The organism is Priestia filamentosa (assembly GCF_900177535.1).
In the GTDB taxonomy this organism is placed as follows: Bacteria; Bacillota; Bacilli; order Bacillales; family Bacillaceae_H; genus Bacillus_I; species Bacillus_I filamentosa.
In genome coordinates this window covers 1,010,742-1,035,906 of sequence record NZ_FXAJ01000001.1, presented here as the reverse complement: position 1 = coordinate 1,035,906, position 25,165 = coordinate 1,010,742, and the positions used below count along the sequence as shown (strand labels likewise).

Below are 25,165 nucleotides of genomic sequence, written 5' to 3'. Positions count from 1 at the left end.
TGTAAAATACCCAAAAGAAGGATATCCCCCTCCTTTTTACCAATGTAGAAAAATACGAACATTTATTGCTATAATAGGGTTTATAGTTATTGTTTTCTTTAACATTTACCTTTTTCTATAAAGGGATGTAAATAGATTTCTATATAGTCCGTTCGATCTATAGTTTTTTTTGCTTATTTTTCAAAAAAAAGAGAGAAGGACGCCTCCTTCTCTCTTTTTTAGTCTTTTTACTTATAAAGAACGTAATGCTTCTGAAACGTCTTGATCTCCAGAAACTAAATCAAATCCACGTTTAAACGTTGCTTCTTCTGTAATAGCCGTTACAACTGTTTTTGCCACATCTTCACGTGGAATAGATCCTCTTTCTAGATTTTCCGAAACTTTAACTTTACCTGTTCCAGCATCATTTAGAAGGCCCCCTGGACGAACAATTGTATAGTTCAGTGAACTGCTTTCCAGTACTTTATCTGCATAATGCTTCGCAACATAGTATGGAAGTAAGTTTCCGTTCCAATTTTCACGGTGATGGGCTTGAAGAGCACTTACCATCACAAATCGTTTAATTCCAAGCTTTTCAGCCGCTTCGATAGATTTTCCCGCACCATCTAAATCTACTAGAAGAGTTTTGTCCTCTCCTGTACTTCCACCTGAACCTGCTGAGAAGATAAATGCATCGCAATCTTTTCCCGCTTCTATGATCTCGTCCACTGTGCCTTCTAGACTTGCCACAACAGCTTCAATGCCATTATCTCTTAATTTTTCAGCTTGTTCTTCTTTGCGGACCATTGCACGCACACTATGCTCTGTACTGTTTTGAAGAAGTGGCACGATATGTTGTCCAACTCCTCCGTTAGCGCCAATAAGCAATACTTTCATATGTATCAAACTCCTTTTCCCTGTATTTCTTTCCATTATTTCAAAAGGATGATAAACGAGCAAACAATCTGCTTTAGATTGTTTGCTCCCTTCTCATCATAAATTTTTTCTCTTTTTCTTATTCCCTAAACACGATAAAAAACTTTTTTTACCCTTCCATTTCCAAAAATTGTTTCCTTATTCCTATAATAGTGGTCAAAACTCCTCCTTTTCTAACTTGGAGGAAGTATCTTATTTTAGTAAAATTAAATAAGTTTAAAAATAAAAATAGTGGAAAAGAAACTGACATGGAGTTTTTTTAAAAAGCCGTAATTATTTTACGATTAAGAAACAAAGTATATTTTCTATATATAATAGAAAATGTGCTTTGTTGTTTGCCCCTTCAAAATGTGGGTATAATATTTATTTACCTCTTTTGTACACCTCTTTCCCTTTTTATCATACATATAAAGAGTGATTTTTTATTATTTTATTTTCGACAACTTTTGAGTGACTTCTCTATTGATTTTTTGTAAACTTTATTACAACAATGTAAATAAGGAGGCTATCTTATGAGAATCCAAGATTTCATGCTTCAACCTGACTATGAACTTGTTCAATTTTCTTTCTCCTTAGTACGCGACGTAGAACAAAAACTTCGTTCAAAACATTTATTCTACGAAAATCAAGTAAAGAACTATGTAAAAGACCAAATTAATGCCTTTATTATAAAAATGAACGTCAAAAAAGCCCTAGGTACTGTGTACAAAGCTGAACTTCATATGCTTGTTAAACATCGCTTAGACGCCTTAACACAGCGCTATAGCTTGCTTAAATGTGTATAAAAAAATCCTCCTAAAAAGGAGGATTTTTTATTTCGTTGCTGCTTCTTCACGTTCAATAACAGCTAATCTTTCTTGAATTTCTTCTTCTGAAAGATCGTACTCTTTTACATATAAGTTTCTTGGTGTCACACGACATTCGTGCGTGCAGCCGCGCATATATTTATGTTCATTTTCTTCTGAACAGATAATTTGCTTGTTACATTCTGGGTTTGCACAGTTTACATAGCGCTCACAAGGCTCGCCTGAAAAGTAGTCTTTCCCAACAATAACGTGTTCTACTCTGTTAACAGGAACTGTTAGACGTTTATCAAACACATAGCATTGGCCATCCCAAAGTTGACCTTGCACTTCAGGGTCTTTACCGTAGGTTACAATTCCACCATGAAGTTGAGAAACATCTTCAAAGCCTTCACGTACAAGCCAACCTGAGAATTTCTCACAGCGAATTCCACCTGTGCAGTACGTTAAGATTTTTTTACCATCAAGCATTTCTTTATTTTCTTTGATCCAATCAGGAAGCTCCCGGAACGTACGGATATCCGGACGGATCGCTCCTCTGAAGTGACCAACATCATATTCATAGTCGTTACGTGCGTCAATAACAAGCGTATTGTCATCTTGCATTTGCTCATAAAATTCTTTTGGTTCAAGATATTTTCCTGTTAACTCATGTGGGTTAACATCTTCGTTCAGCTGAAGATTTACAAGCTCTGGACGATAACGAACGTGCATTTTTTGGAATGCATGCTCATCTTCTTCATCAATTTTGAAGACCATATCTGCGAAACGTGGGTCCGCGTGCATTTTTTTCATATATTGTTCAGTCTGTTCGACTGTTCCAGAAACGGTTCCATTAATACCTTCATCAGCAACTAGAATACGACCTAGTAGCCCAAGTTCTTTACAAAATGCTAAATGTTCAGCCGTAAACTCTTCTGGATTTTCGATTTTTACGTACTGATAATAAAGCAATACTCTATATTGTTTGTTTTCCATAGTTAAAACATCCTGTTCAATTGTAGATTTGGTTGCAAGCCAACGCTATCCATTATACAACAAAACACTCTATATTGAAAACGACTTATTTTAAAAATGTAGCGAGCAGCTATTCTTCTACCACTATTTATCACCTTTTCACTATTTATGGGAATGGTTATTTATTGTATGATAAAAAGAAAAAGATAAAGGAGAAACCGGTATGAATGCTCTTATGAAGGATCTCGAACAAGAAATGACCCCTTTATTTTCTTCCTTTCTTAATCCTCCTGCCTCAGAGGAAAAGATAAAAGAAGTAGAAAAAGAAATTGGCGTTACGTTTCCAAACGAACTTCGGCAACTATACCTTTATAGTGATGGAGAAGAAGAAAATGGGCCAGGGTTTTTCTTTGGTCTTCCTTTTCTTTCATTAGATGGGCTTCTAGAAGAATGGAGGGTATGGAAAAGTATAGGGACTGATTTAAATGAAGAAATTGATTCTTACTCAGTGCCAACTGGCTGGATAGAAGAACTATATACAAACTCTAAGTGGATCCCTATTAGCAAAGATTTCGGTGGCAATAATATGGGCGTTGATCTCTCGCCTGATGTGCAAGGAATGAAAGGCCAAGTTATTAATTTTGGACGAGATGAAGAAACAAAATATGTTATTGCCCAAAGCCTGAATGACTTTCTTCGCTTTATGTTAAAAACAATTCGAAGCGGAAATTATACGATATATAATGAGGATGACACAGTATCCTGGTCATATGGAGACAGCGATGGCGATCATTTTTTTGATGAGCTGTCTGATATGAGTCTTCCAGTACTTCGTCCTCAGTTTGCTTCTACATCACCAAACGAGCTAGAAAAGTGGTATAGTTCGCTTAACTCATCCTGGAGAGAAATTGTTGATGAAACCTCTTTGTCTCCACAGCGGTTTATAAAAAGCAAACAACTTTATTTTCTAAGAGGTCCAAAGGTAGATGATCTTTCACCTCTTTCTCTATGTACAGAAATGAAAGAGCTTATTTTAAGTGGCAATAATGTGAAAGATTTAAGTCCTCTTGCAAGGATGAATGGGTTAAAAAAGTTATTTTTAGCACATACCCCTGTTGAGGATGTAAGATCAATTAGTCATCTTCCTCATTTAAAGGAATTAAACGTAAGCGCAACAGCCTTAAAAGATTTATCACAGCTTGCTTCATTTCCAGTCTTAAAAACTCTTCACTTAAAAGAGATGGGCCATCTTAATTACAGCGGACTTTCACAGCTATCTATTCAGTCTCTTTTTGTTTCTATTGAAAACAGTGAGCAACTTCATGCTCTCTCAAAAATAAAGACATTAAAACACCTGTCTATTTCAAGCTTGCAAAATGTAAAGCAAGAAGAAATAGAAGTTCTTGAACAACTAACAAACCTTCAAACGCTTGAGATTTCAGAAGGATCTTTTCTTCATCTTGATTTTATGAAAAAGATGAAGAAACTGAAACAGCTTACTTTTTCTGATTGTATTGTAAAAGATGCCGAAGCATTAGCAACCCTTCCACAGCTTAAAGACTTAGAGCTGAGAGGTTCAGAAATAGTAAATTTAGAAAAAATTGCTCGTTCTTCTTCTCTCACAAAATTTTCAGGATCTTTTCAGCAGTTCAATCTTTTGAAAGACCTTTTCAGCCGAAAAGTTGATTTTTCTACGCTCATTGGTGAAACATCAGCGGAAGAAGAAGACATTTGGCATCATTATTTAAATGAACAACGTAAATAAAATCGGTTTTGGGATTTCTCCCAAAACCGATTTTATTTTTTATTCTTATTGTGGAAGTGTCGCAAATTTCACACATACCGGCTCTGGAACAGTTACATCTTTTTGAAGAAGGGACAGCCTTCCTGTTTCTTCATCTCTTCTAAACAGAACAAGATTGTCTGACTCTTGGTTTGAAGCGACCACAAATTCTCCTGTTGGATCTAATACAAAATCACGTGGCCAGTCTCCTTCTGTTGACGTATGTTCCACAAATGTAAGCAACCCTGAATCACCGTGAACTTTGAATACAGCAATGCTATTGTGACCGCGATTCCCTGCATAAACAAATCGTCCGTCATGTGATAAATAGATAGCGCTTCCTTGATTGTTCTCCGTAAAGTCTTCCGGAATAGTTGAAATGTATTGAAGCTCTGTAAATGCACCGCTTTGTTCATCATAGCGAAGTACAATAACTTCTGAGCTAATTTCTGTCATAACATATGCATACTTTCCATTTGGGTGGAATGCAATGTGACGTGGACCACTTCCTTCTTTCGTAGAAAGTGTAGCTACTTGCTTAAGTTCTTTACCTTCTCTTACATATGTTACAATTTGATCACTTCCTAGATCAATAGCAAGTATATATTTTTCATCAGGCGTTCGTCCTGCATAGTGTGTATGAGGCTTTTCTTGTCTTTCATGTGGACCAGATCCCTCATGCGCAACAATGTCAAGTGCAGTATTTACAGTGCCATCCTGCTCATTAACTTCATATAGCTCAATTGTGCCTTTATGATAGTTTGCTGTATAAATTTCTGTATTTTCAGTATTTGTTGTTACATGACAAGGAGGTGCTCCTTCTGCTGTTACTGTATTAAGTTCTTTCAGTTCTCCTCCAGTGACAGCATATGAAGCAAGTCCACCTTCTTCGCCTACTTTTGCTACAGAGTATAAATATTTCTCATCTTTACTTAATGTTAAATATGTAGGATTATCCACATGTGCCGCTTCCTTCACAGAAGAAAGCGTTCCATTTTCCACATCAAGTGTGAAGGAATAGATCCCTTTACTTCCTCTTTTTGTATAGGTGCCAACATAACCAGTAAACTTCTTGCTTTCCATGTAAATACTACCTCCCCAAAATAATTGATTTCTTTTATTGTAAATGACCTTTTCCATTGAGACAACGTTCAATTTGTTCAACCTTACACAATTAAAAGAAAAAGCTTCTAATTTTCTGCTCTTGTTGAAACACGGTGTACCTCACGCGCCATCTCTTCTAAAAGATAGACAACAGGCATTTGTGTTGTAATATTCGCTCCATTTATCCATTCTTCGTTTACATAATAAGAAATATTCACATCAGCCATCTTGCTCATTGTGCAATGTTTGTTATTCGTAATACTCACAATATGACTTCCGCTCTCTTTTAACTGATGAATGTGGGACACGGTAAAGCTAGTTTCCCCTGATACAGACAGAGCTATTGTTGTACTATTATGTAAAAAATTTGCCTGAATAGGCATATAAGGATCTTTTACATACATAGAGAGCTTTCCGATACTCGAAAAATATCGAGCGCCATATTCAGCTAAAATCCCCGAGCTTCCTGTTCCAATAAAAATAACGTTATCACAACTTGTAATAAGATCGACGGCTCTCTTTATTCCTTCTTGAAAACTCTCAATTCTTTCTACAAACTCAGAGAGAGCATATTGGCTGCTTTTTACTTTAACTTCCTGCGATTGATTTAAATGAAGCTTCAATTTTACTTTAAACTCTGAAAAACCTTCACAGTTTATTTTCCGACAAAATCGTAAAATAGTGGACGTTGAAACATGCGTTTCGTTAGCAAGATCACGAATTCGCATATATACGACTTTTTCGCCATTTTTACATATGTAGTTATATAAAGCAGTTTCAAGTTCATTAAACGAAGAAATCATTTCACTTGAAAACATTTTCTCCCTCCTTCCTTTTAAGAATAACATGAAACATAGTGTTTCGGAAATGTAACAAATGCCTTTTAACGTCATAAAAACCTAAACGCCCTCTCTCTATTTACTCCCTTTTAGTAAAGCGATTACACTTAATGTGTACTCAATTTTAGTTATTGGAGGTTTTCACAATGTCAAAAGGAATTAAAATTGTAACTATTGGTGGAGGCTCAAGCTATACACCTGAACTAGTAGAAGGGTTTATTAAACATTATCATGAATTACCGCTAAGAGAGCTTTGGCTTGTTGATATAGAAGAAGGAAAAGAAAAACTAGAGATTGTTGGCAATCTCGCAAAACGCATGATTGCAAAAGCTGGATTAGATATTGAAGTTCATTTAACTTTAGACCGCAAGGAAGCATTAAAAGATGCTGACTTTGTTACAACACAGCTTCGCGTTGGTCTTCTTGATGCTCGTGCAAAAGATGAGCGCATTCCATTAAAACATGGCGTATTAGGACAAGAAACGAATGGACCAGGTGGACTTTTCAAAGGCCTGCGCACAATTCCTGTTATTTTAGATATCGTAAACGATATTGAAAAACTATGTCCAAACGCTTGGCTCATTAACTTTACGAACCCAGCTGGTATGGTAACTGAAGCTGTTCTTCGCTATAGCAATCACAAGAAAATTGTTGGCTTGTGCAATGTACCAATCGGAATGGAAATGGGGATTGCTAAATTATTAGACGTCGATCATTCTCGAATCTCTATTGATTTTGCTGGTTTAAATCATATGGTATATGGGTTAGATGTTTATTTGGATGGTGTTAGCGTAAAAGAACAAGTAATTGAAAAGCTGTCAGATCCTGAAAACAGCAGCTTTGTGAAAAACATCGAAGGTCAAGAATGGGAGCCTGGATTCTTAAAAGCTTTGAATGCGCTCACATGCCCATACCACCTGTACTACTATAAAAAAGAACAAACGCTGCAAAAAGAGCTTAAAAACTTTGAAGAAGGCACAACACGTGCGGAAGTTGTGAAAAAGCTAGAAACTGAACTGTTTGAACTGTACAAAGATGAAAATCTAGCCGTAAAACCACCTCAGTTAGAAGAACGTGGCGGTGCCTACTATAGTGACGCAGCTGTTCGCTTAATTTCTTCTATTTATAACGATAAGCGAGATATTCAACCTGTTAACACAATCAATAACGGAGCAATCTCATTTATCCCAGCAGAATCTGCTGTTGAAGTAAGCTGCGTTATTACAAAAGAAGGGCCTCGTCCTGTTGTGAATGGTGAAATTCCAGTTGCTGCCCAAGGACTTGTTAGCCAAATTAAATCATTTGAACGCGTTGCCGCAGAAGCTGCTGTAACAGGAAGCTATGACACGGCTCTTCTTGCCTTAACAATTAACCCGCTTGTACCATCTGATAAAATGGCTAAAGTCATTTTAGATGAAATGCTAGAAGCTCATAAAGACTATTTACCAAACTTTTTCACACGCGTTGAAGCTTAAATAAAAAACGGTCTGAATTTAATTTCAGACCGTTTTTTTGATGGATACTGGATTGTTAAAAGCTAGTTATTTCCCTGACACTTTGACCTACTGCTCATGAAAGGAATGAAGAATATATTATATGTTACTTTGCCTGTTATTTAGCTTTTTCGTCATTAAACTCACAATAATCGTTATAATTACGTTAATAAATAATGCAATGAATCCAATATTTAAATCTTTTATTCCCTGAGGAATGTTAGGGAACAATGTGGCAATCGTTGTTCCGCTTAACGTGATGTAAGTTACAGTAGCAAGTCCAACAATAATACCCGTTGCTGCTCCTTGCTTTGTTACAAAGTTGCGTTTTCTCAAACTAAAAATTAAACTTGGAAAAAGCTGCGTCATAATGTTATAGCCCATAAGTGAAATTGTAGCGAGAGTTGTTCCTTCATTTAGTGTAAAATAAACCGAAATAAGAGCAATAAAAGGAACAAGCATTTTAGCTAATTTAACAACTCTCTCATCAGGGGCAGACGGAACGAATACTTTATAAACATTTTTTGATAATAGCGTTGAAGCACTGAGCAAAATCATGGAGCCAGGCACAAGCGCTGTTAGCAGCCCAGCACCTCCTATGATTCCAATAAACCATGGATCAAATGTCTGAATCGATAAGCTTAATAAAGCTAAATCAACGTCTCCCCCCTGTAAGCCCGGAACTTTTAAAACAGCTGCATATCCTACAAAAAAGACAAAAAGAAGCATAAGTGTATAAAGTGGACTAATAATCGCATTTCTGCGAAAGACTTTTCCACTCTTGGCTGTATATGTTGAACTAAACACTTGTGGCCACATATAAAAACCAAGCACAAGTAAAATAACGGTTGAAATAAACCAAGAAACGCTATAGCCTTCATCTGGTAGCTTTAAAAGCTCAGGTTTTACACTGTAAATGGCTTGAAACATATCATGATAACTTCCATAATAATGAAGGGGTAGATACACTCCTAAAAATCCAATAATACCAACCATCATAAAATCTTTAATAACCGCTGTCCATGCAGAACCATGAATTCCCGAAATCATCACATACACCGTCAGACAAATCGCTCCTACCCAAACAGCTGTTGAGAGAGAAATGGCTCCATATGAAGCTTGTGACACGATAATTCCAAGCCCTTTAAGCTGAACAACAATAATAGGAATCATCGCAATAACACCAACGATTGCTACTAGCACACCTAAATACGGGCTTTTATATTTACTTACAAAAAAATCTGATTGAGAAACTAAATTATGTTCTTTAGCATATCTCCAAATACTTGGAAGAAGCCAATATGAGAGAACATAAGAGAGCGTAATATAGATCATAACGTACAAAGCAGGCGTTCCTTTTCCATACGCCCAGCCGCTTCCTCCTAAAAAGGAGAACGTTGTATAAATTTCACCCGCCATCAGTAGAAAAACAAATATTCCACTAAATCCGCGGCCTGCTACTGTCCATTCTTCTAAGTTCATTTCTTTTCCCTTTGAAGCACGGATACCTAAATAAAGAGCTAAAAGTAAAAATGCTAAAATAATAAAAAGTGCCAAATTCATTTTTCTTCCCCTTCCCGATTCCGCGGGTCTAATTTGTACATAATGCCTAGAATGACTGATGTTAACGCTGTCCATAAGGCCATCCAAAACATATTAAAGGGTAACCCTAATACAAAAGGCTCTATTCTGTTTACAAAGGGAAGAAACCCTAATATAGCAATAAAGGGTACAAGCGAAAGTAAATAGATCTTTCTCATCCAGAAAACCTCCTTATTACAACTCATCCCCTATACGATATCTTTTATAGAGGAGTAACTTTTCTATTATAAAACGAATTTTAAAAACTACAAAGAAGAATCGCCTGGCATTGTGAATTTTCTTATATAAGAAAGCTTTCTACCTCGGCAATAGTTTCAGCCACTATTTGCTGATAACTCGGATCAAGCGCATAAAATCCCGCCAAAAAATGTTCGATAAGCTCTTCATCAATGCTTTCAAGCGTTTGAGGAACATACTTCTGTCCCTCATAGGCATAAGCCCAATAAGCAGTATATGCTACTGTACTTACAACACAGTCCCAAACCTGTTCAGTCTCCTCTTCCATATCTATATACCCTGTATAATTAAATAAACCTGACTCATCGCTTCCATCCTCGAGCAATGAGTACAGATTATCTCCTTTTTCTCTTTGAACTTTCGACCAGTCCGCACAGCGTCTCAGCGCTCTTTTTGCTTCTGGATACCCTTCTGTCCCCCTTAACCGATCTACAACCTTCTCACTTAATAGAACTAAACAAGCAACTTGACTCCTTGGACTTAGCGATAAAAAATGCTCTAGCATATTACACCTTCTTTCTATTTTGTTTCGTCTTCTTCTGTCAATAAATGATGAAGCATTCTGTCCCGGTTTTGTAAAAAATAATGGGTAATTTGATAATGATCTGTCATTTCATAACGTATTTCCTCAAGGGAAGAAGAATCAAAATTCAAGATAACTCCCTCTGGATAGCCTAATAAAATAGGAGAATGCGTAGCAATGATAAATTGCGCATTCCCTTTTTTAGAAAGATCATGAATTATTTTCAGTAATGCAAGTTGTCTCGCTGGAGAAAGTGCTGCTTCTGGTTCATCTAAAAGATAGAGAGCTTTCTCATTAAAGCGATGTGAAAAAAGCGAAAGAAATGATTCTCCATGTGACTGCTCATGCAAAGATTTTCCTCCGTACGCTTTAAAAATATCTTGATCAGGATGTTCTTTCTGGAGGATATCAAGATAGGTAGCAAAATTATAAAATGATTCTGCTCTTAAAAAGAAACCGTTCGAGATTTTTGGCATCCATGATAAGCGAATATATTCATCTAACATCGGTTTTTGTTCATACGTGCTATACTGATTATTTTTAGCGCCCCCAGAGAGATGAAAGCCACAATTTGATGCAATAGCCTCTAATAGTGTGGACTTCCCAGAGCCGTTTTCTCCCACAAAAAAAGTTACGCCTGTGTTAAAATCGAGCTCTTCAAGCGCTCCAATGACCGGAATTGAAAAAGGGAATTCCTCGAAACTAGGCACTTTATGGCGTAGTAGTCTTACTTTCCTCAAAAACATAAACACTCTTCCTCCCTATTTTTTCTTTCATTTTAATAGCAATGTAGAAAGAAAGACAACTATAACCAAATACATTTTATCCCAAAAACGACTGAGTATTGTATACTAAAAGAAAGAGCAGCGTTGAGGAGGTATCCCACTAGAAAAGTGACTTTGTTCTGCGGTATTTCTGTAAAAACAGTCTCCTATTACAACAAGATTAGACTTTTAGAACCTTCATTTATCCATAACGAAATAGTTGAAAAACTATAATACATTCTGATTTTAAATTTAATTTATTATTTTAGTACAAAGGCTATTATTACTTAAAAGGAGACCTATCCATGATTACTCACTATTCTGATGTCCAGCTCCATACCCTATCCATTCAAGGTGTTAAACAAATTTACAAAGAGCGCCTTCACTTCCCTATCCTCTATGAATCTTCAACATTTATCCGTTTTCAGATCAGCTCTTATACAACGCTAAGTTTTAAAGAAGAATATATTCCTGTATCACCTGCTCATGTCGCGTTTCAAGTGCCATATTCGCTATTCTATGAATCCGCATCTTTTTTACGTGAATCCCGCTTGCTTCTCCTAGAGCAAGAAAATGGTGAATATATTGATGACGAGAACGGACGAAGAAACCTTTATTTCCGAGACGGGGACGGTCATCTTTTAGAAATTATTGCTCATGAAAGTGTTAATGAAACAGTCCTAAAACCAGTAGGAGATCTTCCTATTATGTACATAAGAGAAGTTGGTTTTCCCGTTTCTTCTGTTCCTGTTTTCAGAGAGTGGCTAAAAAATAAACTGACTATGAAAACAGAGCGGGATCAAGATATATTTAACTTTGTAATAAGCGGAACCGCTCATGCTGTTGTTGTTTCTAAAACAAGGCCATGGATTCCGATTGCTTTAAAAGCTTTACCTCCACGTATGGTTGTGACGTTTGGCACACCTGACTTGTCCTTTATAAAAGAGCTAGAAGAGAAAGTAGAAAATGCTAAATGGAATAGCCATCTTCTTTGCTTTTCAAAAGAAGAGTATGCTTTTCAAGTACACTTTACTCCTGACTTTCATAAAGATGTCCCAGCACAGCTTAACCTTCCGTTTTGAATGAATGATGCTCGTTCAGGGTAAAACAGAAAGAAAAAGGTGCGACAACATGATAAAAAAGATTAGCGATTACTTAGAAGCAATTTATAACTTACCTTTAAATCAATCACTTTCGCGTGAGCATCTGCTTCATTCATCTTTTCTCGCCGGAAAAGAAAACAACGTTGAAATCTACTATTCCCCGCATAATGAATATATCAATAAGGATGCCAAAGTGATTATCGTTGGGATTACACCAGGATTCCAGCAAATGAAAATGGCGTATGAAACATTGAGAAGTGAACTAGCTAATGGACATTCATTAGAAGAAGGATTAAAAAAATCAAAAATAGCGGGAAGCTTTGCGGGAAGTATGAGAAGAAATTTAATTCACATGTTAGAAGAATGCGGTCTTCCGACAGCTCTGGGGATAAAGGATGCTGCTTCTCTTTTTTCAACAGAACGAAACATTCTTCATACAACATCGGTTATCAAATATCCTGCTTTTTATAAAGGGAAAAACTATACAGGTTCTCAGCCTATGATTGATAAAAATAAACTTTTGTCGTCTTACGCATACACTATATTCCCAGAGGAGCTTGCACAGTTACCTTCTAAAACCCTTGTTATTCCTCTTGGAAAAGCTGTTGACCGCGTTCTAACAAACTTAGTCCAAGAAGGAAAAATTAAACAAGCATTCTTAACAGGTTTCCCTCATCCATCAGGCGCGAATGGACATCGTCGCAAGCAGTTTGAACAACGAAAAGAAGCGTTAATAAAAGGCATTTTTCAGTGGACACAAGAAAGGGCATAAAATGGTTTTATGCCCTTTCTTTTTTATTCTAATTTTGACTTTCTTCGTTTTTTCCCCATCACAAAAGCTGCACAAATTAAAAAGAAAATCCCAAGAGCAGTTCCAATGAGCATCGCATAATCAAAATGACGTTCAAATCCTAATCCAGCTGTAATGCAAGCGATAAATAAACATAAAAAGAATACGGTATAGCTTCTACGCATCTTACCTCTCCTTTTAAAACTTATTTCTCCCTTTATAAGCATCCGAAATCTTTTTCATTAGTATGCTTATAAAGCTAAAAAAAATAATGCTTCATATATAACATATTTGTTAAGATTTTTCACTCTGTAGTTTTCTTACTAAGAGATCAACAAGTACATTAAAAGGTGTTTTCCCCTCCCCTTATTCTCTTTTATACTTTCTTTTTATTATTTATTACTGATATTCAGTAAACAAATTCCGCCCCGTTTCTTTTTAACATGTTCTCTCACCTTACCAGTTTTGTGATAAGTTTTCTTAATGGTTATTCATTCTTTTTTTCTATTTTCATAATCTATGGAAATGATTATATAATGAACATTGTAGACATTTATAACACCCTTAGAGAAGCTAAACCGTCTAACAAAGTAGTGAACACATTTGGAGAGGCGTGTGAAAGATGGTATTAAATAAATCATTAGCAAAAGTTGTTGTGGAGATTAACGAAACAGCAAATAAATTTCAATCAAGCATTGTCATCAAAACAGATGATAAAACGATTGATGCCAAAAGTATTCTTGGTCTAACGTATACAGTACTTAATTCTCAATCATTTCAAGTTGAAATACATGGAGAAGATGAAGAAGGAGCAAAACGAGCGATGTCACACGTTTTTTGGAAAAACAATCTTCCTATTGAGCTTGTCTAACTCGCCACTTTTTTGATTTCTACTAAACTGTACAGGGGGAAAAGGGATGGACTACATTATAAATCAGTTTAAGGAAGTACCAACAACATGTATATCAGATGCAATGGATGGGTTAAATAACTTGGACTCAGCTATTAAACCATTAAAAGAAGAGTACAAATTTGCCGGACGAGCCCTAACCGTTAAGATGCCTGTTGGAGATAACCTTGCCGTCTTAAAGGCCATACGACAAGCAAGAGAAGGCGACGTTATTATTATAGATACAAAAGGAAACAGCTACCGTGGAATTGCGGGAGATTTTGTTGTCGGAATGATGCAAACGCTTGGGGCTAGTGCACTTGTTGTAGACGGTGCTGTTCGAGATGTTGTTGGAATTAAAGAACTGAATTTCCCTGTTTTCTGTAAAAGTACAGCTGTTGCGGCAAGCGGAAAAGCAGGCGTAGGTGAATTGAACGTGCCGATTTCTTGCGGAGGTGTTTCAATCAGTCAAGGCGACATCCTTGTTGGTGATGCGGACGGTGTTGTAGTTGTTCCCCAAAGTCAGGCAGAAACAGTGTTAAAAAAGGCGCTTCAAAAACTGCGCAAAGATGAAGAAAGAGAACAAAAAATTTCTGGGAATCCTGAAGCTATTAAAGAATACTTAGATAATATGATTAATAAAACAGCAAAATAACAGCGCAAAAACCTAGCTTACAGGTAAGCTAGGTTTTTTATTTCTCTTATGTACAAGATTATCAAAGAAATGAGGCTTATTGAAAAACCTTTTGGTCACCTAACAAAACATTAGAAAATAACTTCTTCTCATAACATCCTATCATTTTTCTTATAAAGATCATGCACTTCGATGCTACATTATTTACACATCACCCTTATAATATATGCCTTATGTTCGAAATAGGAAGGTTCGTCTTCTCCCTTCTTTCCATAGGTCTATTCCTTTCACTATTCCAAACTGATTCTTCTATTTTAAATTTATCTGAATAAGTTCATTTTTAACGAAGATGCTAAAAAAGAAATAAACAGAAAGTATTTTAATTTACATCCCGCCTACACATTTTATTTTAGTTGATCTTCAAAAAGCCGAACAATACGCCTTTTCCCTCTTAACTATAGAAATAATTAAATGAAGAAAAGAAAAGAGGAATATAGCGCTTACTTCCCTACTTTTTATGTTCAAATCCTTATAAAAATATTATTTCCTTTCGAAAAATAAAAATATTATAAAAGTTTGACAACTCACTCAAAATGAAGTATATTTTTAACGAACGTTGAAAGTGAATTTAAATATAAATATTCGTATTTAGAGGTGTAACTAATGGAAAATGTATTTGACTATGAAGATATTCAGTTAATTCCAGCTAAGTCTGTAGTAAATAGCCGTTCTGAGTGTGATACAACGGTCGAGTTTGGCGGTCGTACGTTCAAACTTCCTGTAGTTCCTGCAAACATGCAAACAATTATCGATGAAAAAATCTCTGTTTACTTAGCAGAAAACGGTTACTTTTATGTAATGCACCGTTTCCAACCAGAAAAGCGACTTTCCTTTGTAAAAGATATGAAAGAACGTGGACTATTCGCATCTATTAGCGTTGGTGTTAAAGAAGAAGAGTACACATTTGTTCAACAGCTTGCGGATGAAGGTCTTGCGCCAGAATATATTACAATTGATATTGCCCACGGTCATTCAAACGCCGTGATTAAAATGATTGGACATATTAAAAACCTTTTACCAACTACATTCGTTATTGCTGGAAACGTTGGAACGCCTGAAGCAGTACGTGAATTAGAGCGCGCTGGTGCAGACGCAACTAAAGTTGGCATCGGTCCAGGAAAAGTATGTATTACAAAAATTAAAACAGGCTTTGGAACAGGAGGATGGCAGCTAGCTGCTCTTCGCTGGTGTGCAAAAGCCGCAAGCAAACCAATTATCGCTGATGGCGGAATCCGTACGCACGGGGACATCGCAAAATCTGTTCGCTTTGGTGCTGCTATGGTTATGATTGGTTCTCTATTTGCTGGTCATGAAGAGTCTCCTGGAGAGTCTGTTGTACGAGAAGATGGCAAGCTCTACAAAGAATACTTTGGCTCAGCTTCAGAATTCCAAAAAGGCGAAAAGAAAAACGTTGAAGGAAAGAAAATGTACGTAGAACATAAAGGTGCTCTTCAAGATACGTTAACAGAAATGCAACAGGATCTTCAGTCTTCTATTTCTTATGCTGGTGGCAATAAGTTAGAAGCTATTCGTAACGTTGATTATGTAATCGTGAAAAATTCGATTTTTAATGGAGATAAAACGTATTAATGAATAGAAAAGCCCAAGACTTTGTGTCTTGGGCTTTTCTTATTGTACTCTGCTTTTTATATACTTTATAGCAAGAAAAAAATGGTCGCTACAATCACATAGTTCAGTGGATTTTGAACAATATTTTCCTGTAAAGCTACTTGAATTAAAATCAACAATATAAATATGACAATGACAGCTGGTAACGCAACTTTTATAACATCACCATTTTCCGACTTTTCTTTTTAAGGTGTTTAATAAGTAAGAAAAACATAAGAATTAAAATGAGGTAGTTTAATAAATTACGAGTAACGCTTACGTCTAAAGCAATCTGGAGAATAAGCCATAAATAAAAGATGATAGCGTTCGCAAATAAAATGAGTTTTACCAAAGTGCTTCACTACCTTTTTAGAAGAATAAATACAGCTTATTCGTATAATAACATACTGAGTAATTCTTCAAAAATTCCATTCACTCCGCTTATCTTCATTTAATTTTCTTAGCTTACATAAACTTTCTCTACATAACAACTATATTTAACTCAGTATAAAAGGAGATAATCTCCAAATTCCCTCGGAGCTACCCCTTTAAAAATATATTTTAATAATCAAACTGTCGATAGTAACGACGCATATCCAAATCATGACCTGTATATTTTTCATAATAACGCGCTAGACGATCTACTAAAAGAGCGGAAGAGATCGTTGGTGCTAAAATCCATCGAAACTTTTCATCAATCCCTGTTAGCTCATAATCTTTTGTATCAAGAACAACGAGCTTTTTCGTATATTGTTTACAAAACCTTTCCACTCGGTCATCAAGAACTCTTCGTTTTCCTTCACCTTTAACTAGAAAAACAGGAACATTTTCATCTATTAGCTCTAGTGTTCCGTGAAAAAATTCAGATGAGGAAACAGCCTTCGTTCGCACCCACTGCATCTCCTCAAGGATACACATAGAAAAGAGATATACTTCTCCCCACATTTCTCCATTTCCTATCCAGATGTTATATTGTTCATCATGATAAGATTGAGCAATTTCATCTGCAACAGGTTCAAACTTTTGCTTTGCTCTTAATAAATTATCTGGAAGATATTTTATCTGATTAGCGAATGCCGGATAATCATCAAATTCGCCAGCATTATAAAGTAATTTAAATACAAACATAAATAACTGCATGTATTCAAACTCTACTCCATTCTTCGCTTTGTTTGGGATAACCCACCTACTAGCCTTTTCTAGAGGAGCTTCTGGAGTTCCTACTAATGAAACAACTCGAAAACCATTTATCTTGCACCATTCAGCAGCAGCTACTGTCTCTTTTGTATCTCCAGATTTAGAAGCCATTATAACAATAGAGTCCTTTGTTAATTGTTTGTGCCCTGTTAGAACCACTTCTCCTGCCTGTTCCGAAAATACAGGAATATTAGTCATTTGTTTTAACATTTCTTGAATCGGCCACATGATGGAGATAGACCCACCAACTGATATAAAAAAGATGTTACTAAACCCTTCTTCAGAAATTTCATTCGCTATTTTCTCGATTTCTTCTCTAGTCTCATAAGTGATGTGACCATTCTTTAAATATAGTTCTTCATCAAATTTCAACATCTTGTTTCCTCCTATATTACTAGTTTTTATAATTAAACTTTGCTTTTTAAAACTTTATCGAAGTCATCAAAGATACGTACTCCTAAATCTATCCCTTTTCCAGTAGTAATTCTATAGGCTAATATTTGAAGAGGAATGGCCATAAATAATGGGCTTAAAAGTTCATTACTCTCAATATCTAAAGATAACGTTTTTGCATCTCTTTCACTTTCTTCATTCATTGAGATAGAAAAGCAATGTTCTGTATAAGATGAAAAATACTCCTTCAATTTTTCCATACGTTCTGCAAGCACTCCACCCGTTTTCAAGAAAATCAAACTATAATTTTTATTGACTTCTAAATAGGGACCGTGCATATAGGCTTCTAGCTCAAAGCCTTGAGTAGGAACCCGAATGGTTTCAGTAAACTTTGTCTCCCCTTCCTTTGCTGTCCCAACTGACGGGCCATATCCCACAATGGCAAAACGAGGAATGGAATTTAATTCCTTCCAATGCTGAGTATAAAATTGTTCTGTTTTACGAATAATGATAGGAATATGCTCTATAGCTTTATTCAGCTCGTCAAGTTTTCTTTGTTTTTCCTTTACTCCTACTTCTCCGTAAGAAACACCCGCTAAAATCCCCATGAGCAGAGAAGTGAGGACAGTCGCTGTAAATCCTTTCGTTACAAAACCAACTTTCTCTACCCCACACCCAATATCAATAACAGTATCAGCATATTTTGCAATAGGACTATCCAATTTAGATGTTAATACAGCAGTTGGAACTCTATCTTCACGATAAACTTTCTTTAATGCTTCAATTGTTGAATAACTATGTCCCCCTTGGGATACAGCTAGAACGAAATCAGCTGATTGTCTAATTTTTCCGTAATGGACAAAGTTAAATGGTTCTTGAATCTCAATAGACACGTCTGCCACTTTTTCTATATAATATTTGACACTTAGCATAGCGTTAGCACTTGAACCTGTTGCAAGAATAAGCCAGTTTCTTGGTTTTTTCTTATTGATTATTTGCTGAAATGAGGCTAAGTTTCTTTCGTAATTATTTAAGATTTCCCTGCAAACCTGTTGTTCTTCGTGAACATAGGTCATCATTGTCTCTTGCACATTAATCACCTTTCCTTTATTAGAAATCTATCTCTTAACCAAAAACTCCGATCCACACTCCACATATTCCAACTAAGGCAATTCCTAGAAGAATGGACGTTGCTTTAACTCCCTTTCCTAGCAACCAATACATGATGCCAAAAGCACCCAATGGGAGTAATCCAGGCATAATATTGTTTAATATATCTTGTACCTTTGTAGCATTTTCCCCGCTGCCAATTTTAAGAGGAACTTCAAGCGTAATCATAGAAGCACTCATTCCTCCAATAACCATCAATCCAAGTATTGCAGCGCCAAATGTAAGACTTTCCATCGTCCCTTTTTTTTGTAGATTTTGCAGAAAACCAGTCCCCATCTTGAATCCTAACCGTGTAAAAATGAAGCGAAGAACAATATGAGGGATATTAAAAATGAGTAAAAATAAAATAGGGCCAAGTATATTTCCTTGCAAGGCAAGTGATGTGCCTATTCCTGTGGCAATTAACCGCAGTGTTCCCCAATAAAGTGAATCCCCTAGACCTGCCAAAGGGCCCATCAATGAAGCTTTTACACTATTAATTGTTGAAGAATCAAAATTAGGATCAACTGCATTTTGTTTTTCCATAGCTGTTGACACACCTAGCATCAACGTAACGATATGAGGAGTGGTATTGAAAAATTCTAGATGTCTTTTCAAGGATTCAGAAAGGTCTTCTTTTTTCTTATAAAGCTTTTTCAAGATGGGAATCATTGCATACGTATAAGCTAAATTCATTTGCCGCTCATAATTCCATGAGAATTCCATTTGAAAAGAACGCCAGAATACGCGGTTAAGATCCTTTTTATTTATGTCTATCTCATTTATATTTTCTTTCACTTGTTCATTATTAGAAGTCTTCATCGATGTCATCGTCTATCACTCCCCCTTGATTTGTTGCAAGATTGGCCTTCTGAACTTGCATAACGTTCACCATAATTACGGCTACAATAGCTCCAAGTAAAGCAATACCTGTTATAGGAATTTCTAAATAAGCAACAATTAAAAATCCTAAGAAAAAGTAGGGAATAACCTTCTTATTAATTAACAGTCTAGCTAACATTGCAAATCCAAGAGCTGGTAAAACTCCGGTTGCAACTTCTAACCCAGTTTGAATAAAGTTAGGAATAGCATCTAATACATGCTTAATAGCATCAGATCCCACATAAAATGAAGTCGTAACAATAGCTGCAAGCATAAAAGAAAGCCCGAATCCTCCTATTAAATGCATAGCTTCGATTCCTCTTGTATTACCTTCCTCAGCATACTTATCTGCTTTATGGGATAGAGCAGGTAAGAATAGCCCTAAATAAATATTCTTTAGAACAAGCGTAAGAGTAGCAATGGGTAATCCTAGTAACAATGCTGTATCTGGACCAGCATTTGATGAAATAGCAAATGCCGTTCCAAGAACACCGCCTGTGACAACATCAGGAGGGATTGCGGCTCCAACTGAAAAAGAACCAATAAAAGCTAATTCCAAAGTCGCTCCCATAATGACTCCTGTTTTAATATCTCCCATAACAATCCCGACTAATAAACCTGTTACAAGTGGCCGGGATAATAAGCTGGTTCCTAGGGCATATTCACTTTGTGCTATAAAGGCAACTAAACCAAGTAACAGTGCTGTAATCAATTTGAATCCCCCCTATATGAAAGACCTTTTATAATACATGGTGTGCCAGCACTCTTCTATCATTTGGAACTTGACGGATCTCAACTTCAACTCCTTGTGTTACCATCTTTCTTATTAATTCTTCCTCTTCTGGTAAAAGGTTTACTGCTTTAGAAATATTGCGCGCCCCTTCTCTTGCTTTAATTCCGCCTAAATTAACCTGTTTAATTTCGCTATAAGCACTTACAATTCTTTCAGCATCTGAAACGGACTCTACAACAATAAATAGTTTGTATTTATCTGTAATCCCGCTTTTTAATGCCTTTATAGAATCTTCTATATTTTTAATAACCAATTTTACTCCATGGGGTTTTGCTAACTTAATTGTTGTTTTACGCAATTCGTTTACTAGAACGTCATCATTTGCAATCAAAATACAGTCTGCTCCTATGTTCTGAGTCCAAGAAAAAGCCACCTGTCCATGTAGTAATCGATGATCAACGCGTAAAAGTTTAATCATAAAATGTCTTCCTCCCTATTAAAATTCTTCATCTAGTTGGGAAATTTCTAACTCTAAATTGCAGTATTTTATAGTTCTCTTTGAATTATATAAGGCTGTCTTAATTAATTTTTCAGTATTCACTTCTATGTTGTTCATTGTAATAAGTTCAATAACAAGCGGAATGTTGAGCCCTGTTACTAAGTGAATCCGCTTATCATCTAATTGGCTCATAAACTCGTTATTAACACTTCCTCCAAAAATATCAGTAATAACAACCAATTCATCATTATCAGCAACTTTACTTAGAAATTCTTGAATTTGTGATTTTATATCGCTATGCTCATCAATATAAGCACACAACGTCCAAATATTATCGTGCTTCCCTGTTATCATTTCAACTGAATGAAGTATTCCTTCTGCAAATCGACCATGTGAGGCAAATAAAAAGTATCTCATTTTTTCACCGCCTTTCTTATCTCTTTAATAATTTATAATGCAAAAAGCGTGCCAACTTAGTGGCACGCCCTTTATATCCTAATATAATTAGTTAAAAATCTGTGTTATAGCTGGATTCTGCACGCAAGTAATCAAAAATATAGCCAACCTCAGCTATATTAATTTTGACATTATAAATATCTTCTATGACACTAAATGATTCTTGAATATGATTAATCGTTTCTTTTTGACACTGTATAAACTCATCCATATATGGATATGTTTCAATTGGAATCTGACGGATTAACCTTTCAACTAAACAACTTATATGCACGTATAAAGCAACTTTTTTATCGTTAGAAATTCGTTTGTTTAATCGTATTTCTAGGAGATTAATAAAGTTCTCTGCTTGAATAAGAATTTTCTCAGAATCTAATATAGTGATGGAATCAATAACACGTTCAAGTGAGAAGTGGCGAATTAAACTATCATTGATTTCTTTAAGATATTCCTCATCAGCTACCTGTTGAAAAATCTCACACATCATTTCCTCTCCTTGTCCAGAAATAATATCCTCAAGGGAAAGATAATGAACTCCTTCTAATCTAGGATCTGCAGTCCCTACTATTGCTAATACGTCATATATTTGAAAAATAGTTTCTGATACTCCTGATTCTTTTAACCGGTTATAATCATAAGCAATTACTTTGATATTTAAATTTTCTGGAATACTTGATTCAAGTAATTTTTGAATTTGGTAAGCTGTCCCCATCCCTGTTAAGCATGAAGCGATAATAATTTTTTCTTTCTCTTTTTGAGGGTAAATAATACTGTACTCTGTTTCATTCTCTGCACGTAACCTCTCAATTATTTCCTCTAAATAGACACCTTCCTCCAACATATTTCCGAGAAATAAGGCCATTTGGGTAGAAACATTATTAATGATAGCCACAGGTGCATTCATATGCTTTTTAAACTGAGAATAAATATCTTTTAAAGACCCCATATCAACTAAAATAACAAGACCTTTTGATACATCATGATGTTCAATATAATTCAACACTTTAGCTACAATATCTTCTACTGAAATATCAATCGGCATATCGAAAGCCTCAAAAACATTTTTTCTCAGTAAACGGTTTGCAACATTTGCAATACTGCTTGCTGTTGCATAACCATGTGCTAAGATGATGGACTTAATTTGCTGATTTGTCTGTTCTATCTCCAAACTTTTCACATAAAAAGTTAAAAATATTTCATCCATTTTAAAGGTTGTTACATCTAATTCTTTTTCTAACAGATGTAAAAAGCGTTGTACTAATTGAAATTCTGTTTTAAAAAATGTTTTCACGTATTGATCTAACTTATTAATAATATTGTTTTGTTTTTCAGACCATATAATCTCTTTGTTTTCTTTAAAATAAAAAAAGTAAGCAATTACATAAATACTGTTTCCTGTAAATTTAACATTGTAATCACTCTCTAAATGTTGAATAATCTCTTGAACACTTACTGTTGTTAACTCTAATAGCATTCCAGCTCTCTCCTTGGAATGATTAAAAATTAATTTATCAAAGAGCATATGAATTTCATTAATAATATTTTGATTAAAGGTTGTTTGGTCAAGGTTCCGGTTTCCTATTTGACTATATTTAAAAAGCTCAATAATTTTTTCATATGATTGTTTTATATACTGTAGTTGGGTCGTGTTTGTCTCATAAAGCTGCTCCAAGGTTGTATGAGGATGAATAGTGACAACTCCATCTTTCTCGTATTTATTTCCCTTATATTCAAGGGCATATTTAATAACTTGGTCAGGTAAATCGCGCAAAGTAATATACACTTCTTGCGTATTTGGCTTCTTCGCAAAGGAAGAAGCCGAGATATATTTAATTGTATTTTTCAAATCACCAATATTTCCAATATAATAATATTTAGACAATGTATTAAGGGCCTTATTCGTAATCTTAATTGGTTTACCTAGCTTTCTTGCTTCTTGAATTAAAAACAAATAAATAAATTGTTCTTTCTCCTTATCTCCTCGTTCATCAAGCCCCGGGATTACTACGCGAACTGGAATTCTTCTCAAGAATGTTTGGAGGAAGTTTCCTTCAAGGTCCATATTTGTAGCAAATATAATCCGAACATTTGCTTTGTGCTGACCTTCACTCTCTCCCATCCGACGATAAGTTCCCTGATCAAGAAAAGTAAATAGTTTTTCTTGGCCTTCAGCATTTAATCGATGGACTTCGTCTAAAAACAAAATGCCCCCATCTGCAGCTTTGAGCATCCCTTCTTTCGTCTTATCCGCTCCTGTAAATGCTCCTTTTACGTAGCCAAACAAATTGCTCGACATTAATTCGGGGTTATTGGCATATTGTGCGCAATTAAAACTGATAAAAGGTGCATCGTCAGGGATAACCTGCTTTTCTATACTGTAATGATACATAAGTTCTGCTGTATAGCTTTTTCCAACACCAGTTGGTCCGCATAAAATAATAGGTAATCCATTACTTGGATAATAAATAGACGATTTAATTTGCTCAATTGCCTTTTTCAAACTGCCCTTTGATCCAATTAAACGTTCAAAAATATCCCCTTTCCCTTTTATCTCTTTACTATATTCTAATATTTCTTGAAAACTATTGAAAGTATAATATGGAAGGGGGAAAAATTGTTGTTCAAATATTGACTGACTTATAAAGTAAACAGGTCTTGTATTAACTTTAATAACTTTTTCTTCATTAACTAATTGGTTTAAGTAATGACTCACCGTATTTCGTTTCACACAAAACATCTCTGCTATAATTTTTGCCGTCAACCGGTTACTAGGATTCTCAAAATTCAAGCTATACGTCTCTGTATCTAAAAATGAAAGCAATTCATCCTTTAGCCCCATTATCCCACCTCAATTTTTTGCTTATTAGGGGTGTTTATATATTAAGGAAGTAGCTAATACGTCATTTCCTTCACTAAAATGCATAATATTTTACTTATTGTAGTGGGGGAGATCCCATAAAACTATGTAACAATGAAAGTCAGCATCTTCAAACCTTGTGCTTTTAAGTCTTCTTAATCTCAGACTTCTAAAACTTAAAAGTATAATCTATGGTAATATATCACATTTATAATTTAGAGCTTTTTCTACATACCTCCCGAGCGACTTCACGGGACTTCCAACGAAAACACCTGTTTTTCCTTCCACATTTTCAGCTGATGAGGCCATAGAAAGTTGAGCAACCGAAAGTGTCTTGTCAATATGCTCTTCTATATAATCTTCTAATTTCTCTTCTACTAGAGCTCTATAATTCTCTTGTTCTCCCGTCATAATAAGGTTAAAAGCATTATCTACAAGATGTGGTATAACTTTAATTTTCTTCTTACCTCTGCGAGCAAATTCAACTAGTTGATTCATCGTGCCTTCAACTGTATCAGGATTAGTAAATATCAATGTTTGCAAACCTTCTCTTTCACAAATATCATGAAATAAAGGAGTATCAATGTTTATTATGGGAACAGGACATTCTAATTCCTCCCCTTGAAAATGAGTAGTGAAAAACGTACATGTAACCAAGATTCCGTCAACACCTGAACCTGCTATCCAATTCAGCATATCTTTAATCCTTTTGTGGACTAGCTCACTTGTAAAATCACTCTCTCCCTTACGACCATCAAAGCCAGGATCTACAAAATGGATAAGCTTGATACTATAGTTTCCTAGTGCTTTTTCAATATATTCGATATTAGAATGGTGAGCATGAAAACAGCCTAGTTTCTTCATGATAAACTCTCCTTAAACCCTATTTTAAAAA

The 25,165-nt window shown here is 35.5% G+C and carries 25 protein-coding genes; 8 read left to right on the top strand and 17 right to left on the bottom strand.

The genetic code is table 11. The annotated features are described in order from the left end of the window. Positions 1-231: 231 nt before the first annotated feature. A complete protein-coding gene (locus tag B9N79_RS05390; RefSeq protein ID WP_040056479.1) occupies positions 232-876 on the bottom strand; it encodes an SDR family oxidoreductase in 645 nt (214 codons plus the stop codon). A gap of 551 nt (positions 877-1,427) precedes the next feature. Between B9N79_RS05390 and B9N79_RS05385 the strand changes: the two genes are divergently transcribed. Continuing rightward, positions 1,428-1,700, top strand: coding sequence for a hypothetical protein (locus B9N79_RS05385; protein WP_019392145.1), 273 nt, complete (start codon positions 1,428-1,430; stop codon positions 1,698-1,700). Positions 1,701-1,727: 27 nt separating this feature from the next. Here B9N79_RS05385 and trhO read toward each other — a convergent pair whose 3' ends face one another. Beyond that, positions 1,728-2,696: an oxygen-dependent tRNA uridine(34) hydroxylase TrhO gene (trhO, locus tag B9N79_RS05380; RefSeq protein ID WP_085117910.1), complete on the bottom strand. Its 969-nt coding sequence runs from the start codon at positions 2,694-2,696 to the stop codon at positions 1,728-1,730. 202 nt (positions 2,697-2,898) lie between these two features. Between trhO and B9N79_RS05375 the strand changes: the two genes are divergently transcribed. Further along, positions 2,899-4,440: an SMI1/KNR4 family protein gene (locus B9N79_RS05375; RefSeq protein ID WP_085117906.1), complete on the top strand. Its 1,542-nt coding sequence runs from the start codon at positions 2,899-2,901 to the stop codon at positions 4,438-4,440. A gap of 45 nt (positions 4,441-4,485) precedes the next feature. Here the strand turns inward: B9N79_RS05375 and B9N79_RS05370 are convergent, their stop codons facing one another. Both B9N79_RS05370 and B9N79_RS05365 read right to left on the bottom strand, forming a co-directional pair. Then, on the bottom strand, positions 4,486-5,541 hold the full coding sequence (locus B9N79_RS05370) for a lactonase family protein (protein ID WP_040056482.1): 1,056 nt from the start codon (positions 5,539-5,541) through the stop codon (positions 4,486-4,488). Positions 5,542-5,648: 107 nt separating this feature from the next. Continuing rightward, the gene (locus tag B9N79_RS05365) at positions 5,649-6,380 is read right to left on the bottom strand and encodes a MurR/RpiR family transcriptional regulator (protein WP_019392141.1); all 732 of its coding nucleotides are present in this window, start codon (positions 6,378-6,380) and stop codon (positions 5,649-5,651) included. A 167-nt stretch (positions 6,381-6,547) separates the two neighbouring features. Here B9N79_RS05365 and B9N79_RS05360 point away from each other — a divergent pair, with 167 nt between their 5' ends. Continuing rightward, a complete protein-coding gene (locus B9N79_RS05360; RefSeq protein ID WP_019392140.1) occupies positions 6,548-7,876 on the top strand; it encodes a 6-phospho-beta-glucosidase in 1,329 nt (442 codons plus the stop codon). Positions 7,877-7,993: 117 nt separating this feature from the next. Here the strand turns inward: B9N79_RS05360 and B9N79_RS05355 are convergent, their stop codons facing one another. From B9N79_RS05355 to B9N79_RS05340, 4 genes are all read right to left on the bottom strand, one after another. Next, a complete protein-coding gene (locus B9N79_RS05355; protein ID WP_085117903.1) occupies positions 7,994-9,457 on the bottom strand; it encodes a sodium:solute symporter family protein in 1,464 nt (487 codons plus the stop codon). Beyond that, positions 9,454-9,654, bottom strand: a complete 201-nt coding sequence (locus B9N79_RS05350; protein WP_040056485.1) for a DUF3311 domain-containing protein — start codon at positions 9,652-9,654, stop codon at positions 9,454-9,456. The genes B9N79_RS05355 and B9N79_RS05350 overlap by 4 nt, the downstream gene beginning before the upstream one ends. Positions 9,655-9,776: 122 nt before the next feature. Beyond that, positions 9,777-10,238 (bottom strand): Imm6 family immunity protein, encoded by a 462-nt coding sequence (locus B9N79_RS05345; RefSeq protein ID WP_040056486.1) that lies wholly within the window; start codon positions 10,236-10,238, stop codon positions 9,777-9,779. A 14-nt stretch (positions 10,239-10,252) separates the two neighbouring features. Continuing rightward, complete coding sequence (locus tag B9N79_RS05340) at positions 10,253-11,002, bottom strand: AAA family ATPase (RefSeq protein ID WP_085117900.1); 750 nt, start codon at positions 11,000-11,002, stop codon at positions 10,253-10,255. 323 nt (positions 11,003-11,325) lie between these two features. On the opposite strand from B9N79_RS05340, the gene B9N79_RS05335 reads away from it, so the two are divergent. Both B9N79_RS05335 and B9N79_RS05330 read left to right on the top strand, forming a co-directional pair. Continuing rightward, positions 11,326-12,102 carry a VOC family protein gene (locus tag B9N79_RS05335; RefSeq protein WP_085117897.1) on the top strand — a complete coding sequence of 259 codons (777 nt, stop codon included), beginning with the start codon at positions 11,326-11,328 and terminating at the stop codon, positions 12,100-12,102. Between the two features lie 49 nt (positions 12,103-12,151). Continuing rightward, a complete protein-coding gene (locus B9N79_RS05330) occupies positions 12,152-12,895 on the top strand; it encodes a uracil-DNA glycosylase family protein (protein WP_040056489.1) in 744 nt (247 codons plus the stop codon). A 23-nt stretch (positions 12,896-12,918) separates the two neighbouring features. Here B9N79_RS05330 and B9N79_RS05325 read toward each other — a convergent pair whose 3' ends face one another. Further along, positions 12,919-13,098 carry a hypothetical protein gene (locus B9N79_RS05325; RefSeq protein ID WP_040056490.1) on the bottom strand — a complete coding sequence of 60 codons (180 nt, stop codon included), beginning with the start codon at positions 13,096-13,098 and terminating at the stop codon, positions 12,919-12,921. Positions 13,099-13,535: 437 nt separating this feature from the next. Between B9N79_RS05325 and B9N79_RS05320 the strand changes: the two genes are divergently transcribed. The 3 genes from B9N79_RS05320 (at position 13,536) to guaC (ending at position 16,086) form a co-directional block, all read left to right on the top strand. After that, entirely contained in the window at positions 13,536-13,784 is a 249-nt protein-coding gene (locus B9N79_RS05320) for an HPr family phosphocarrier protein (protein ID WP_040056491.1), read from the top strand. 46 nt (positions 13,785-13,830) lie between these two features. Next, complete coding sequence (locus B9N79_RS05315; RefSeq protein WP_040056492.1) at positions 13,831-14,457, top strand: RraA family protein; 627 nt, start codon at positions 13,831-13,833, stop codon at positions 14,455-14,457. A gap of 642 nt (positions 14,458-15,099) precedes the next feature. Then, on the top strand, positions 15,100-16,086 hold the full coding sequence (guaC, locus tag B9N79_RS05310; RefSeq protein ID WP_085117895.1) for a GMP reductase: 987 nt from the start codon (positions 15,100-15,102) through the stop codon (positions 16,084-16,086). A 579-nt stretch (positions 16,087-16,665) separates the two neighbouring features. Here guaC and B9N79_RS05305 read toward each other — a convergent pair. From B9N79_RS05305 to B9N79_RS05270, 8 genes are all read right to left on the bottom strand, one after another. Further along, positions 16,666-17,676 (bottom strand): SIS domain-containing protein, encoded by a 1,011-nt coding sequence (locus tag B9N79_RS05305; RefSeq protein ID WP_046217698.1) that lies wholly within the window; start codon positions 17,674-17,676, stop codon positions 16,666-16,668. A 32-nt stretch (positions 17,677-17,708) separates the two neighbouring features. Next, positions 17,709-18,785, bottom strand: a complete 1,077-nt coding sequence (locus B9N79_RS05300; RefSeq protein ID WP_205635663.1) for an SIS domain-containing protein — start codon at positions 18,783-18,785, stop codon at positions 17,709-17,711. Positions 18,786-18,819: 34 nt separating this feature from the next. Further along, a complete protein-coding gene (locus B9N79_RS05295; protein ID WP_376752404.1) occupies positions 18,820-19,674 on the bottom strand; it encodes a PTS system mannose/fructose/sorbose family transporter subunit IID in 855 nt (284 codons plus the stop codon). Beyond that, positions 19,652-20,437, bottom strand: a complete 786-nt coding sequence (locus B9N79_RS05290) for a PTS mannose/fructose/sorbose/N-acetylgalactosamine transporter subunit IIC (protein ID WP_046217699.1) — start codon at positions 20,435-20,437, stop codon at positions 19,652-19,654. Before B9N79_RS05290 ends, B9N79_RS05295 begins: the two co-directional genes overlap by 23 nt. Positions 20,438-20,465: 28 nt before the next feature. Then, complete coding sequence (locus B9N79_RS05285) at positions 20,466-20,936, bottom strand: PTS sugar transporter subunit IIB (RefSeq protein WP_046217700.1); 471 nt, start codon at positions 20,934-20,936, stop codon at positions 20,466-20,468. A gap of 18 nt (positions 20,937-20,954) precedes the next feature. Then, positions 20,955-21,374 carry a PTS sugar transporter subunit IIA gene (locus B9N79_RS05280; RefSeq protein ID WP_046217701.1) on the bottom strand — a complete coding sequence of 140 codons (420 nt, stop codon included), beginning with the start codon at positions 21,372-21,374 and terminating at the stop codon, positions 20,955-20,957. Positions 21,375-21,465: 91 nt separating this feature from the next. Further along, positions 21,466-24,252, bottom strand: a complete 2,787-nt coding sequence (locus B9N79_RS05275) for a sigma-54-dependent transcriptional regulator (RefSeq protein WP_085117893.1) — start codon at positions 24,250-24,252, stop codon at positions 21,466-21,468. Positions 24,253-24,459: 207 nt separating this feature from the next. After that, on the bottom strand, positions 24,460-25,134 hold the full coding sequence (locus tag B9N79_RS05270; protein WP_085117890.1) for a hypothetical protein: 675 nt from the start codon (positions 25,132-25,134) through the stop codon (positions 24,460-24,462). Between the last annotated feature and the right edge of the window lie 31 nt (positions 25,135-25,165).

Coding starts and splice junctions, on each gene's coding strand:
- B9N79_RS05390 (WP_040056479.1), bottom strand. CDS start 876: ATGAAAGTATTGCTTATTGGCGCTAACGGAGGAGTTGGACAACATATC.
- B9N79_RS05385 (WP_019392145.1), top strand. CDS start 1,428: ATGAGAATCCAAGATTTCATGCTTCAACCTGACTATGAACTTGTTCAA.
- trhO (WP_085117910.1), bottom strand. CDS start 2,696: ATGGAAAACAAACAATATAGAGTATTGCTTTATTATCAGTACGTAAAA.
- B9N79_RS05375 (WP_085117906.1), top strand. CDS start 2,899: ATGAATGCTCTTATGAAGGATCTCGAACAAGAAATGACCCCTTTATTT.
- B9N79_RS05370 (WP_040056482.1), bottom strand. CDS start 5,541: ATGGAAAGCAAGAAGTTTACTGGTTATGTTGGCACCTATACAAAAAGA.
- B9N79_RS05365 (WP_019392141.1), bottom strand. CDS start 6,380: ATGTTTTCAAGTGAAATGATTTCTTCGTTTAATGAACTTGAAACTGCT.
- B9N79_RS05360 (WP_019392140.1), top strand. CDS start 6,548: ATGTCAAAAGGAATTAAAATTGTAACTATTGGTGGAGGCTCAAGCTAT.
- B9N79_RS05355 (WP_085117903.1), bottom strand. CDS start 9,457: ATGAATTTGGCACTTTTTATTATTTTAGCATTTTTACTTTTAGCTCTT.
- B9N79_RS05350 (WP_040056485.1), bottom strand. CDS start 9,654: ATGAGAAAGATCTATTTACTTTCGCTTGTACCCTTTATTGCTATATTA.
- B9N79_RS05345 (WP_040056486.1), bottom strand. CDS start 10,238: ATGCTAGAGCATTTTTTATCGCTAAGTCCAAGGAGTCAAGTTGCTTGT.
- B9N79_RS05340 (WP_085117900.1), bottom strand. CDS start 11,002: ATGTTTTTGAGGAAAGTAAGACTACTACGCCATAAAGTGCCTAGTTTC.
- B9N79_RS05335 (WP_085117897.1), top strand. CDS start 11,326: ATGATTACTCACTATTCTGATGTCCAGCTCCATACCCTATCCATTCAA.
- B9N79_RS05330 (WP_040056489.1), top strand. CDS start 12,152: ATGATAAAAAAGATTAGCGATTACTTAGAAGCAATTTATAACTTACCT.
- B9N79_RS05325 (WP_040056490.1), bottom strand. CDS start 13,098: ATGCGTAGAAGCTATACCGTATTCTTTTTATGTTTATTTATCGCTTGC.
- B9N79_RS05320 (WP_040056491.1), top strand. CDS start 13,536: ATGGTATTAAATAAATCATTAGCAAAAGTTGTTGTGGAGATTAACGAA.
- B9N79_RS05315 (WP_040056492.1), top strand. CDS start 13,831: ATGGACTACATTATAAATCAGTTTAAGGAAGTACCAACAACATGTATA.
- guaC (WP_085117895.1), top strand. CDS start 15,100: ATGGAAAATGTATTTGACTATGAAGATATTCAGTTAATTCCAGCTAAG.
- B9N79_RS05305 (WP_046217698.1), bottom strand. CDS start 17,676: ATGTTGAAATTTGATGAAGAACTATATTTAAAGAATGGTCACATCACT.
- B9N79_RS05295 (WP_376752404.1), bottom strand. CDS start 19,674: ATGACATCGATGAAGACTTCTAATAATGAACAAGTGAAAGAAAATATA.
- B9N79_RS05285 (WP_046217700.1), bottom strand. CDS start 20,936: ATGATTAAACTTTTACGCGTTGATCATCGATTACTACATGGACAGGTG.
- B9N79_RS05280 (WP_046217701.1), bottom strand. CDS start 21,374: ATGAGATACTTTTTATTTGCCTCACATGGTCGATTTGCAGAAGGAATA.
- B9N79_RS05275 (WP_085117893.1), bottom strand. CDS start 24,252: ATGGGGCTAAAGGATGAATTGCTTTCATTTTTAGATACAGAGACGTAT.
- B9N79_RS05270 (WP_085117890.1), bottom strand. CDS start 25,134: ATGAAGAAACTAGGCTGTTTTCATGCTCACCATTCTAATATCGAATAT.